General features: G+C 60.5%; 9 protein-coding genes. 6 read left to right on the plus strand and 3 right to left on the minus strand.

All coding sequences use genetic code 11. The features are described 5' to 3' along the window. Positions 1–140 precede the first annotated feature (140 nt). Positions 141–680 carry a (2Fe-2S)-binding protein gene (locus JK621_RS10350; RefSeq protein WP_212559709.1) on the plus strand — a complete coding sequence of 180 codons (540 nt, stop codon included), beginning with the start codon at positions 141–143 and terminating at the stop codon, positions 678–680. Then, positions 673–4,248 (plus strand): molybdopterin cofactor-binding domain-containing protein, encoded by a 3,576-nt coding sequence (locus JK621_RS10355; protein ID WP_212559710.1) that lies wholly within the window; start codon positions 673–675, stop codon positions 4,246–4,248. Before JK621_RS10350 ends, JK621_RS10355 begins: the two co-directional genes overlap by 8 nt. Before the next feature lie 155 nt (positions 4,249–4,403). Here the strand turns inward: JK621_RS10355 and hpxO are convergent, their stop codons facing one another. Then, positions 4,404–5,561: an FAD-dependent urate hydroxylase HpxO gene (gene hpxO / locus JK621_RS10360; protein ID WP_212559711.1), complete on the minus strand. Its 1,158-nt coding sequence runs from the start codon at positions 5,559–5,561 to the stop codon at positions 4,404–4,406. Between the two features lie 385 nt (positions 5,562–5,946). Here hpxO and JK621_RS10365 point away from each other — a divergent pair, with 385 nt between their 5' ends. Beyond that, positions 5,947–6,999 carry a P1 family peptidase gene (locus JK621_RS10365; protein WP_212559712.1) on the plus strand — a complete coding sequence of 351 codons (1,053 nt, stop codon included), beginning with the start codon at positions 5,947–5,949 and terminating at the stop codon, positions 6,997–6,999. A gap of 21 nt (positions 7,000–7,020) precedes the next feature. On the opposite strand, the gene JK621_RS10370 is transcribed toward JK621_RS10365, so the two are convergent. Continuing rightward, the gene (locus tag JK621_RS10370) at positions 7,021–7,527 is read right to left on the minus strand and encodes a DUF1003 domain-containing protein (protein WP_249337168.1); all 507 of its coding nucleotides are present in this window, start codon (positions 7,525–7,527) and stop codon (positions 7,021–7,023) included. A gap of 246 nt (positions 7,528–7,773) precedes the next feature. On the opposite strand from JK621_RS10370, the gene JK621_RS10375 reads away from it, so the two are divergent. From JK621_RS10375 to JK621_RS10385, 3 genes are read left to right on the plus strand one after another with little or no spacing between them, the layout of a single operon-like run. Next, positions 7,774–9,981: a xanthine dehydrogenase family protein molybdopterin-binding subunit gene (locus JK621_RS10375; protein ID WP_212559713.1), complete on the plus strand. Its 2,208-nt coding sequence runs from the start codon at positions 7,774–7,776 to the stop codon at positions 9,979–9,981. A 14-nt stretch (positions 9,982–9,995) separates the two neighbouring features. Beyond that, complete coding sequence (locus JK621_RS10380; protein WP_126482551.1) at positions 9,996–10,454, plus strand: (2Fe-2S)-binding protein; 459 nt, start codon at positions 9,996–9,998, stop codon at positions 10,452–10,454. Between the two features lie 11 nt (positions 10,455–10,465). Next, the gene (locus JK621_RS10385; RefSeq protein ID WP_212559714.1) at positions 10,466–11,770 is read left to right on the plus strand and encodes a c-type cytochrome; all 1,305 of its coding nucleotides are present in this window, start codon (positions 10,466–10,468) and stop codon (positions 11,768–11,770) included. Positions 11,771–11,804: 34 nt separating this feature from the next. Here JK621_RS10385 and JK621_RS10390 read toward each other — a convergent pair whose 3' ends face one another. Then, positions 11,805–12,974, minus strand: a complete 1,170-nt coding sequence (locus JK621_RS10390; protein WP_212559715.1) for a cupin domain-containing protein — start codon at positions 12,972–12,974, stop codon at positions 11,805–11,807. Positions 12,975–13,339: the final 365 nt, after the last annotated feature.

Consider the following 13,339-nt stretch of genomic DNA (forward strand, 5'->3'; position numbering starts at 1 on the left):
TTTCAAGTTGCAGCCAGGCGCCCAGCTTGCTCATCCCCAGGAGCTTACTCCGGTAAGTGGCTGGGGTGCGCAAGTGCAGGTAACAACGCTGCGGCTTGAAAGATGACGGGTATAACCGGAGCGCAGGCGGAGACGCGAGAATGGCGATATCTGAAGTGCCAACGTCCAGGGAGGGGGCGGTAAAAACGCTGACGGAGCATTCGCTGATGCTGTCGGTGAACGGAAAAAACATTCATACCCAGGTCATGGCGGATACGCCGCTGCTGTTGGTGTTGCGTAACGATCTGGCGCTGAACGGCCCGAAATACGGTTGCGGCCTCGGCGAATGCGGCGCCTGCACCGTGCTGGTTGACGGCATTGCCGCACGCTCCTGCGTGATCCCGGCGCTGGGCGTGGCCGATCGGGCGATCACCACGCTGGAAGGGCTGGGGGATCGCGACCACCTGCACCCGGTGCAGCGCGCCTTTATCGAAGAGCAGGCCGCGCAGTGCGGTTATTGCCTGAACGGCATGATCATGACCACCAAAGCCCTGCTGGATCGCAACCCTTCGCCGAGCGACGGCGAAATCCGCCAGGCGCTGTCCGGCAATCTGTGCCGTTGCGGCACCCACATCGAAATCCTGCGTGCGGTTCAGCGCGCCATTATTCTCTGTCGCAGTGAGGAAATTCCGCATGACTGAGGCCCGTTTCTCATTGCCGAGCCAGGCTGAATTACTGCAACGTAACGGCACGTTATTGGTTATCGATCAGATCCAGCCGCCACCGGGCCTGGTGCCGAAAGGCCAAACGCCTACTCTGAAACCCAAAGAGCAGGGGCTGTTTATCGCCATTTGCGACAGCGGTGAGGTCTACGCCTTTAACGGCCATGTCGATCTCGGCACCGGTGTGCGCACCGCGCTGGGGCAGATCGTCGCCGAAGAATTGTACCTGCGGATGGAACAGGTCTGCATGGTGCTGGGCGATACCGAAAGCACGCCAAACCAGGGGGCGACCATCGCCAGCGCCACGCTGCAGATTTCCGCCGTGCCGCTGCGCAATGCTGCCGCCGAGGTGCGGCGCTGGCTGCTGCAACAGGCGGCGCAGCGTTTTAACTGCCCGCTGGATCAACTGACGCTGAGCGACGGCGCTATTGTCGATCCGCAAGGGCAGATCTTGACCTACGGCGAGCTGGTGGCGGGCGTGCATGTCGAGTTACCGATTTCCGGCGACGCGCCGCTCAAGCCGCAGGCCGAATATCGGCTGGTGGGCACCAGCACTGCGCGGGTCGATATTCCGGCCAAGGCGACCGGCGAAACGACCTATGTGCACGACATGCGCCTGCCGAATATGCTGCATGGCCGGGTGGTCCGGCCGCCGTACGCCGGTTATGACAGCGGTGAGTTCGTCGGCACCAGCTTGCTGGCGGTGGATGAGCAGTCGATCGCCGCTATTCCCGGTATCGTCAAGCTGGTGGTGATCGGGGACTTTATCGGCATCGTCGCCGAGCGCGAAGAACAGGCGATCAAGGCGGCGCAGGCGCTACAGGTGAGCTGGAAGGATTGGCGCCGCAACCTGCCGCAGATGACCGACGTGGCGCAGGCGCTGCGCGATAATCCGCATTCAACGCGGGTGGTGCATGACACCGGCGACGTCGATGCGGCGCTGGCGTCCGCCGATCGGCGTTTCACCCGCAGCTACCTGTGGCCGTATCAATTGCATGCCTCTATCGGCCCCTCTTGCGCGTTGGCAGACTACCAGCCGCAGCAATTGCGGGTCTGGTCCGGCACTCAAAATCCGCATCTGCTGCGCGCCGACCTCGCCTGGCTGTTGGAATACCCGGAAGCGCAGATTGATATTATCCGCATGGAGGCCGCCGGTTGTTATGGCCGCAACTGCGCCGACGACGTGTGCGCCGATGCGGCGTTGCTGTCGCGGGCGGTGGGGCGCCCGGTGCGGGTGCAACTGACGCGCGAGCAGGAACACCTGTGGGAACCGAAGGGCACCGCACAGCTGATGGAGGTCGATGGCGGGCTGGACGCCGCAGGCCATCCCGTCGCCTATGATTTTCGCACCTATTACCCCTCAAATGGCGCGCCGACGCTGGCGCTGCTGCTGACCGGCAGGGTTGAACCTGTGCCTGTGGCTTATGAAATGGGCGACCGCACCTCGGTGCCGCCTTATGAATATCCGGCGCTGCGCGTCAGCATCGAGGATATGGCGCCAATCGTGCGCGCTTCCTGGATGCGCGGCGTGTCGGCGTTGCCGAATACCTTCGCGCACGAGTCTTATATTGACGAACTGGCTAACGCCGCCGGCGTCGATCCGCTGGAGTACCGGCTGCGTTACATCAATGATGAACGCGCCACCGAACTGATGCGCAGCACCGCCGAACGCGCCGGTTGGACGCCGCATACCGAACCTATGCAGACGCCGGCGGAGGACGGCGTGCTGCGCGGGCGCGGTTTCGCTTATGCGCGTTATATACACAGCAAGTTTCCCGGTTTTGGCGCCGCCTGGGCGGCCTGGGTCGCCGACGTGGCGATCGACAAGGCCAGCGGCGAAGTGGCGGTCACGCGCATTGTGGTGGGGCACGACGCCGGCATGATGGTCAACCCGGACGGGGTGCGTCACCAGATCCACGGCAACGTCATCCAGTCGACCAGCCGGGTATTGAAAGAGCGCGTCACCTTCGAAGAGTCGACCATTTCCAGCAAGGAATGGGGCGCTTACCCGATATTGACCTTCCCGGAGGTGCCGGAGGTCGATGTGGTGATGATGCCGAGGCCGTACGATCCGCCTCTGGGCGCCGGTGAGTCCGCATCGGTACCCAGCGCGGCGGCCATCGCCAATGCGGTGTTTGACGCCACCGGCATTCGCTTTCGCGAATTGCCGATCACCTCCGATCGGCTGCGCGAGGCGTTGAACGGTCCGGATAGCGCCCGGCAGGAGCCTGCTCCGGCGGCCAAACCCCGGCGCAGCAAATGGTGGTTCGGCGGCGCGGCCGGCATTGTCGGCGCCCTGTTGGGCGTCGCGGCTACGGCCCTGCCGTGGCGTACGGCGATTGCACCCGTTGCCACGCCGGGCGCAGGCACCTGGTCGGCCGCGACTCTGGAACGTGGGCGTCAGTTGGCCGCCGTCGGGGATTGCGCGGTATGCCATACCGCCTCAGAAGGGGCCACCAACGCCGGGGGGCTGGCAATGGAAACTCCGTTCGGCACCCTGTACAGCACCAATATCACCCCGGATGTGGCAACCGGCATCGGCAACTGGTCGTTTACCGCGTTCGACCGCGCGATGCGCCAGGGCATCAGCCGCGACGGCCGTCATCTGTATCCGGCGTTTCCTTATACGTCGTTCAGCAAAATGACCGACGGCGACATGCAGGCGCTGTATGCCTACATGATGTCGCAACCGGCGGTCGCGCAAAGCAACCCGGCTAACCGGATGCGTTTCCCGTTTAATCTGCGCCCGCTGATGGCCGGCTGGAATGCGCTGTTTCTACGCCAGGGCGAGTACCAGCCAGACCCCACGCAAACTGCACAGTGGAATCGCGGATCTTATCTGGTCAACGGGTTGGGCCACTGCGCCGCCTGCCATTCGCCACGCAACCTGATGGGGGCGGAAAAGGGCGGCGCCGGTTTTCTGGCAGGGGCGATGGTGGACGGTTGGGAAGCGCCGGCGTTGAACCAACTGGCCAATGCGGACAAACCCTGGAGCGAAGAACAGCTGTTCCAGTATCTGAGCAGCGGTCATTCCGCCGAACACGGCGTGGCGGCCGGGCCGATGGGGCCGGTGGTCAGCGAACTGGCTACGCTGCCGGAATCGGACGTGCGGGCGATGGCCGGCTATCTTATCTCCCTGAGCAGCCCGACAACGTTAAACCTGGAACCGCAGGTACAGCTAGCCGGAAGTCTGCAATCCGCGCAGGCGCAACAGGCCGGTGAACGCCTGTTCCAGGGCGCTTGCCAGGCCTGCCACAGCGCCGCCGCCGGTGGGCCGCAGCTGTTTGGCGTCAGTCCTGATTTGGCCAATAACACCAATATTTTCAGCGATCGGCCGGATAATCTGATCAAAGTGATCCTGCAAGGCATTGCCAAACCGGCCACTGCCGATCTGGGCTTTATGCCGGGCTTTAAGGACAGTTTCTCCGATCGGCAGGTAGCGGATCTGGTGAATTACCTGCGTCAACGCTATGCCGGCCAAAAACCGGCATGGCAATACGTGGAGGCTCAGGTAGCCAGGCTGCGCGCTAATCCAGGGAGTCATTAATGATTTTAAATTATTACTCGATGTTATTTCTTGTTTGGGCTACCGGGCGGTGGTATCCAGGATGGGTTTTACAATTGCATTCACTATTAACCACAAGACCAATAAATAAAATTTGAGGGATTGCCCCTTCTCCTGGCCGGAGAAGGGGCTGCGGATCAGGCCAGCGGCCCGCCCAGGATGGTTTCCTTCATGCCGGAGAGAATGCGTTCGCCGGTTTCGGTTTTCAGTTCTTCGTACCAGCTGCGGGTGATCTCCATCTCTTTGCCGTGCGTCACGTCACAACGCTTGCGCGCTTTCAGCACCAAATCCTTCACCCTGTAGCTGCGTTTATCCTGATAACGCAGCAGCGCATCTTCGATGCCCAGCGAGTTGGTCTGTAACGCAATCGCCAGCACCACCGCGTCTTCCATCGCCGCGCAGCCGCCCTGGCCGATATCCGGCGTGGTGCTGTGACCGGCGTCGCCCAGTAACGCCACCCGGCCGCGCACCAACTGTTCGAAAGGCTCGATATCGTGAATTTCAATGCGGTTGACGGTGTCGGGATCGAGCGCGGCAATCAGTTTCTGCACCGGTTCGGCCCAACCGGCGAAGTAGCGCTGCAGATCGGCGCGCACCGTGCTGCGGTCTTCCGCCAGCCCGGTCGGCAACGGAACGTCGAAGAAAAAGTAGAAACGGTTGCCGGAGACCGGCATCAGCGAAACTCGCTTGCCCTCACCGACGAAAGTGGTCCACTGATCGGCCGGGGCGATAGATTCATCAATCGTCACCAGCCCGTTCCAGTTGACGTAACCGGCATAGCGACGCTCCACCCCATGCCCGAGCACGTAAGGACGGATGGCCGAATGAGTGCCGTCGGCGGCGATCAGAAAATCACCGCTGGCCTGGCTGCCGTCCTCGAACCAGGCGATGACGCCATCCTGGGTTTCCTCGAGGCCGTTGACGCGCTTGCCAAAGCGCACATTGTCGCGGCCGTAGGTATCCAGCAGCATGGCCTGAAGTTCGGCACGGGCCACGGGATAGGGGCGTTCGCCGACGCTGGCGATCAGCGGATCCAGGCTGAAACGCGTCAGGGTCTGGCCGTGCAGATATTCCTGATAGGCCATGTAGTGCATCGGGCCGCCGAGCCGGCGCAGGGGTTCTTTCATCCCCAAATAGTTGAGGCATTTAACGCCGTTCGGCCAGATGGAAATCGCCGCGCCAACCGGCTTGATCTCCTTAACCGCTTCGAACACTTCGGCCTCGATGCCGCAGCGCTTCAAAGCGATGGCGGCGCAAAGCCCACCGATACCGCCACCTATGATGATTGCTTTCATGTTCTTCTCCTTTGTAGCCATAACAGGGAGAAGCAATTTCCGTACCAGTCCGTGAAAGGGGCGGTGAGCGGGGTGGCGGGGGAACGCTGACGCAAATTGGTGCGCCGATGTGCCATGGCGGGGCATGAACCTGCCCCGTGTTGATCTGGCAGCTGCCTTGCCGGTCGATGAAAAAATACGCCGGATGATAACCTGCGGCGTTAACCACGGCATCACAACGACGTCCTGCGTGGGCTGCCAGGCGGGGCCGGCACGCTGAGACCCTTCGCATGCCCGGCCGCAGCCGAAAAAGAATATTTTCTCGTCGGTTTCGGCTTTCAATTTACGGGGTGCCGCATTGCGCGATATGCTGTTTTACAAACGGGCTGCGCCTGACGAGGTCACTATGACAGACAGCCAACTCTTTGAACGACAGAGCCTGGATAATCTGCTGAGCTACTGGCGGCGCCACCGTCGCCTGCCGGGGGCGCGTTATTTGCCCGGACCGACGGACAGCCTGTGCGACGTGAGCGGCGTCAGCGTGGGGCATCACACTCTGGACAGCGGCGAGTGCCAGACCGGCGTGACCGCCATTATGCCGCCGGGCGACCTGTTCAATCAGCCGTTGCCCTGCGGCAGCGCGGTGTTGAACGGCTTCGCCAAACCGCTCGGCCTGGTGCAGCTCAACGAGCTGGGGGTGCTGCAAACGCCGATCCTGCTGAGCAACACCTTTGCCGTCGGCACCTTATTCAATGCCATGGTGCGGCGCAGCTGCCTGCGTTACCCGCAGATCGGCCGCGACAGCGCCACCATCAATCCCGTAGTGCTGGAATGCAACGACGGTTATCTCAACGATATTCAGGCGATGCCGGTGCGCGAAGAGCACGTGTTCAGTGCGCTGGACAATCACGGCATCGGCTTCGCGCGCGGCAGCGTCGGCGCCGGGCGCGGCATGAGCAGTTTCGGCCTGAAAGGCGGCATCGGCACCGCTTCGCGTTATTGCCCCGGTCTGGGGGCCACCCTGGGCGTGCTGGTGCTGGCCAATTTTGGCACGCTGGAGTCCCTCACGCTGAGCGGGGTGCGCGTCGGGCCGGCATTGGCTGCGCAATTGGCGGAACCGCCGCCGCAGATAGAGGCCGGTTCGGTCATCATCATTATCGCCTGCGACCGGGTGCTGGACAGCCGGCAACTCAGCCGCATCGCCAAACGCGCCGGGGCCGGGCTGGGACGCGTGGGCAGCCACTGGGGGCACGGCTCCGGCGATATCGCGCTGGCGTTCTCCACCCGCCTGCAGGGAACGGCGCTGCCGGATGAACGGCTGGAGCCGCTGTTCGCGGCGGCGGCGGACGCCACTGAATACGCGGTGCTGGACGCCTTGCTGAGCGCCGAGGGCGTCAGCGGCTTCCACCAGCATTCACGCGTTGCGCTGGGGCCGCTGCTCGATCGCTTGGCGAATTAACTGATGGCACCGCCCGGGTAGTTACCGGCGTTCGCGCTGGGTTAACTGGATGGCCAGATTTTCAATGCGTTCGGCCATCTGCTTGGTCAGGGCGGTTAATTCGGTGTTTTGTTTCAACAGCGCCAGCAACTGTTCGGAATGCTGTTCGACGAGGGTTTGCCGCTGCGCCATCGCCTCATCCAAATCTTCCCGGTGCTGCGCGTCGGCCAACGCATGCGCCTGGTCACGTTCGGTCTGGCGGGTTTGCGCCAGTAGGATCAAGGGCGCGGCATAGGCGGCCTGCAGGCTGAACGCCAGGTTCAGCAGGATGAAAGGGTAAGGGTCAAACTTGGCGAAGCCCGCCAGGTTGAGGTAGATCCAGACGCCAACCAGCAGCGTTTGCCCCATCAAAAAGGTCGGGGTGCCGAAGAAACGGGCGAAAGCCTCGGCCTTCAAAGCAAACCACTGATCGCCAAAAGTATGGTTTAACCCATGTAATGGACGATATAAACGAAATCTCTTGTTTTGCGACATAGCCTTAATGCCCATAGATGTGCCGGTAAGATCTTTTTTATAGCACAGCCGCACTTTCTTGCCTCCGCGTGACGCTCGGAGCACAGAGCACGATCCCACAACAGAAAATGCCCGCCTCACATCAGGCCGGCTGAATAATAGGCTACGCTAATTATTGTTCTGTTGTTCTACATCCCTCCAGGGACGCAGCCGACATTTCACATAAAAAAAACGATCTCATCGCAGGGAATCATCCTGAGCGACATTTTGGAGCTATGAGCAATGACAATATCGCAAGTTCCGCTTACGCGGCGGCGGTTTATCGTCGGCGCAGGCGCGCTGGTGATTGGCGCCTATCTGCCGTCTACCGGCGCACTGGCACGCACCTCTCCCGCCACGGCGCCAGAAAGCAACGCTTTTGAAGCCAACGCCTTCGTACAGATCGGCGAAGACGGCATCGTCACCGTCATCAGCAAACACACCGAAGTGGGCCAGGGCGTCTATACCGGCATGGCGACGCTGGTCGCAGAGGAGCTGGACGCAGACTGGGCGCAGGTGCGGGTAGTCGCCGCCCCGGTGGACACCAGCGTCTACAAAAACCTGTCATTCGGTTTCCAGGGTACCGGCGGCTCCAGTTCCGTGGCCAACGCCTATGACCAAATGCGGCGCATGGGCGCCATGGCGCGGGCGTTGCTGGTTCAGGCCGCCGCTCAAAGCTGGAAAACCTCAGCGCAGGAGATCACCGTACAGGCAGGCAAAATCAGTCATGCCGCCAGCGGCCGCGAAGCGGGCTTCGGCGAGTTCGCCGCATTGGCCGCTAAACTGCCGCCGCCGGATCCCGCAGGATTGACGTTGAAGGACCCGGCCAATTTTACCCTGATCGGCAAAGTGAGCGGCCTGCACCGCGTGGATTCGCTGGCGAAGACCAACGGCAGCGCGCAGTTCACGCAGGACATTCATGAGCCGGACATGTTGACCGTCACCATAAAAAAACCGCCGCGCTTTGGCGGCAAAGTGGCGTCGTTTGACGCCGGCCGGGCGCTGCAGGTGCCGGGCGTGGTGGATGTGAAGCAGATCGACACCGGCGTCGCGGTCTACGCCAAAAATACCTGGGCGGCAATCCAGGGCCGTGAAAAATTGCAGGTAGAGTGGGACGACTCCCAGGCTGAAAGGCGCAATACCGAGCAAATTTTTGCCGAATTCCGCCAGGTGGCGCAAAAAACCGGCGCGGTGGCGACCAGCCGCGGCAAGCCGGATGAGGTTTTCGACAAGGCCGACAAGGTGATCGAGGCGGAATATACCTTCCCCTACGTGGCCCATGCGCCGATGGAACCCCTCGACGGCTATCTGTTCTGGGACGGCGAAAGCGTCAAGGCGCGTTACGGCTGCCAGATCCAAACTCTCGACCATAAACAGCTGTGCGATCTGTTCCAGCTACCGCCGGAAAAAGTGCACATCGAAACCATTCTGGCGGGGGGCAGCTTCGGCCGACGCATCGATCTGGGCAACCCGACTCTGGGGCCGGATCTGGCGGCGGATATGGCCGCTGCCGCCAAGGCTATCGGGCCCGGTCATGGCGTGAAGGTGGTGTGGACGCGTGAGGACGACATCCGCAACGGCTGGTATCGCCCGATGATCTTGCACCGGCTGCGCGGGGCGATCCGGGGCGGCAAGGTGGTGGGCTGGACCGACACCGTCGTCGGCCACTCCTGGACGCTCAACAGCGCCATGACGGCGTTGGTGGTCAACGGCGTCGATCAGATGATGATCGAAGGCGCCAGCGAGCTGCCTTATACCTTCGAAAGTTTCCGTTGCGATGCCCATATCGTACCGGGCAAGGTGCCGACCTCCTCGCTCAGATCGGTGGCCAGCACCCATACCGGCCATGCGGTGGAAAGCTTTATCGATCAGTTGCTGCAGGAAACCGGGCAGGATCCGGTGGAAGGGCGGCTGGCGCTGATGGGGGATGCGCCACGCGAAGCCGGAGTGTTGCGAGCGGTGGCGAAAGCCGCCAACTGGCAGGGCGCGAAGGTGGTGGATGGCCGGGCGCGCGGCGTTGGCGTCGCCAAGGCGTTTGACACCCGGGTGGCGCAGATTGCCGAAGTGTCTATCGGCGAAGGCGGCATTCCGCGCGTACACAAGGTGTGGTGCGCGGTGGATTGCGGTGTGGCGGTGAATCCCGACGTGATCCGCGCGCAGATTGAGGGCGGTATCGGCTACGGCCTGAGCATCGCGTTGTACGGCAATATCACTTTAAAAGACGGTATGGTCGAACAATCTAACTTCAACAATTTCCGCCCGCTGCGGATTGATGAAATGCCGGAAATCGAGGTGATCATCGTGCCTTCAACCGAGAAGCCTACCGGCGTGGGCGAACTGGGCGTGCCGACCATCGGCCCGGCGGTCGGCAATGCGCTGGCGCTGCTCGGGCGGCCCCGAACCTCGCTTAGCCTGCCCTTACACCGTCCCCACAGCGACGCCAGCGCCTGATCAAGGAGAACATCATGATTACTTTAACCGTGAACGACCAATCGCTGACGTTTGATGGCGATACCCATATGCCGCTGCTGTGGTTTTTGCGCGATGAAGCCGGGCTGACCGGCACCAAGTTTGGCTGCGGCATTGCCATGTGCGGCGCCTGTACCGTTCATCTGGACGGCGTGCCGGTACGTTCCTGCATGACGCCGGTTTCGGCGGCGGTCGGCAAGAAAATCACCACCATCGAGGCCATCGGCGAAACGCCGGCGGGTAAAGCGGTGCAGGACGCTTGGGTCAATCTGGACGTGGTGCAGTGCGGCTACTGTCAGTCCGGCCAGATCATGAGCGCCAGCGCGCTGCTGGCCCAGAGCAAAAATCCGAGCGATGCGGATATTGACGCGGCGATGGGCGGCAACGTTTGCCGCTGCGCTACTTACGTGCGCATTCGCGCCGCCATCCACCAGGCCGCCAAGGCGCTGGATTAAGGGAGAAACTCATGAGCAACGCCCTGAGATGGCTGTTATGGCTGATTGTCGCGGTAGTAGTGATAGCCGGTGGCTATGCGCTGTATACCCTGCTGCGGCCGGTTGGGCCGGAGCCTGCCGCGCCCATCGCCGGCGCGCCGGCCGGCATTACCGATAAACTGGCGCGCGGTGAATATCTGGCGCGCGCCGCCGACTGCGTGGCTTGCCACACCGCGCCGGGTGGCAAGCCTTTCGCCGGGGGTTTCGCGTTTAAACTGCCGTTCGGCACTATTTACGGCACCAATATTACCGCAGATAAAGAGACCGGTATTGGCGACTGGAGCGACGAGCAGTTTGTGCGTGCGGTGCGTGAGGGCGTCGGTCCGGAGGGTAACCTGTATCCGGCGATGCCTTACACCTCTTACACCGCGTTGAGCCGTGACGACGTGCTGGCGATCAAGGCTTATCTGTTCAGCCTGCCGCCGGTGAAACAGGCCAACCCGCAAAACGATCTGCCGTTCCCGTTCAACCAACGCTGGGGCATGAAATTCTGGAATCTGGCGTTCTTCCATGAAAAACGCTTCGAACCGAATCTCAACCAGGATGAACAGTGGAACCGCGGCGCCTACCTGGCGACCGCGCTGGGGCACTGCAGCGAATGCCACACGCCGCGCAACCTGGCCTTTGGCGTGAATCAGAGCAAGAACCTCAGCGGTGAGGTGGTCCAGGGCTGGTTCGCCGCCAACATCACCCCGGATGCGCAGACCGGCATCGGCGGCTGGAGCGAGCAGCAACTGTCGCAGTATCTGGCGACCGGCCACGCGGAGGGCCGCAGCAGTGCCGCCGGCCCAATGGCGGAGGCGGTGGAAAACAGCCTGCAGTATCTGACGCCGGAGGATAATCAGGCGTTGGTGAAATACCTGCGCAACATAGAACCTATCGCCGGCGACAGTGCCAGTGCGGTGAACCTGCAACCGAAGGGCGCGTTGTCCTCCAGTGCGGTGCTGCCGGGCGGGCAAGAGGATTCGTTGGGCCGCAGATTGTTTGCCGGCGATTGCAGCGGCTGTCACCAGTGGAACGGCGTTGGCCGGCAAAGTAAATACGCTTCGTTGGTCGGCAGCACGGCGGTGAACGATCCGCAGGGCCGCAGCGTGGTGCAGGCGATCCTCAAAGGCACCCGCATCAGCATCGGGGAGCAGCATGAGGTGATGCCGGACTTCGGCGCCCAATATTCGGACGAAGAAGTGGCGGCGGTGGCCAACTATGTGGTCGGCCAGTTTGGCGAGAAGCAAGGCAAGGTCACGGCGAAACAGGTCGCGGAACAACGCAAACAGTAACGGTCGGCGAGGGGGAACGCCCCCTCGCCACCGATTAACGTCTGCGTCGGGACATGACCAGTTTATCCTTGGGGCGATCCTGCCAGTCGGCAATCTGGTTATTGAAGTTATCCGCCAGCAGATAGGCTGGGGTCTTTGCCAGCCAGTCAGACAGTGAGATATCCTGATAAATACCGTTATCCAGTACGATTAACACCTTCAGATCCTCATCACCTATATTCTCAATGTAATGACCAAACCCTTGAGGTACATAGCCGACATCGGTTGGTGCGTATTCTGCGGTCTGCGCATGACCGTGCGAACTGAATACCGTCATGCGACCTTTTCCGGAAATATAGTATTGCCACTCATTGGCATTGGGGTGCCAATGCAATTCTCTTACGGCTCCAGGCTTAACGATTTCAATAATTCCCGTCATGGTCGTGGATACAGGAAACTCTTTCGATGACACCAGGTGTACGCTGCCGGCATCATTTTCGAAAAAAGGTTTCTGTTTCATTAATTCATAACGGTGGGTCAGCGGGGCATTATTCAAACCACCGTCCTGGGTGAGCAGCGGCAGGGCGGGTGGAACTGCGCCCCCGACAATATAGGCCTCACCCTGTTTGGCTTTGGAAAACACCGCTGCCGGCATATTAACACTTTTTTCCAATACTTCTTTGGGCATGTGCGCCACCCAGTCGGTAATGCTGAACGTGCCGAATTCGGAAAAGTGACCATTGTCAAATGTCAGGATAAAATGTGCGCCGTCTGCCAGCGCCTGAATCGAATGTCCGTAGCCTTTGGGAAAATACCAAACGTCACCTGGGCCGAAATCCGCCACCTCACATTTACCGTCAGGGTCAATGAGGGTAATACGGGCATGCCCTTCCAGCATAAATGCCCACTCCGCGGCAATGGCATGCCAGTGCAATTCACGTACACCGCCCGGTTCCAGCGTCATGTCCACCCCGGCTACGCCCTCGGAAACTGGGAATTGCTCGACGGTGGCCTCTCTGGCCCAGCCATTGGGCAAGCTGCGTTTTTTACTGTGGGTAAAGACATATTTATAAACGTTTTGCGCATCGGCGGTGGGTTGGAAAGTGCTGGGTGGGGTAATATTACGGTGGTCGTCTGCGCTGGCGGACTTTATCATACTCCCCATGACGCTGGCTGCCGCCGCGCTTACTGCGGAGGCTTTTAATATATCACGACGCGATAACATATAGTTTTCTCCATATAAATATCCTGCCGGACCCTGGGCAGAGTTTATCTGTTTTTATTGGGCGCAGGCTTTTATTGCCGAGTTTGTCATGTTTGACTACGGTTGAATTATAGTGGCTGAAATTGACCGCGCAGAGAATATTGCATTTCTTTGTGTTACCAATTAAGAGTGGTGGTAATTTATGAGTTATTTTTTGAATAATCATCATCCGGTATTAATTGGGTTTATTTTTTAATTAAACAAAAGATAAATAAATTTAATTTAATGGCGGGTTTATTCTATTGTCAGTGTTATTTTACTCGGTTAATGAATCCCCGCTGCGCTAAAATGGGGCATCAGGTGACATTGCAGTGCATTTTCGGCAA

Source organism: Serratia plymuthica (assembly GCF_018336935.1).
Lineage (GTDB): Bacteria > Pseudomonadota > Gammaproteobacteria > Enterobacterales > Enterobacteriaceae > Serratia > Serratia plymuthica_B.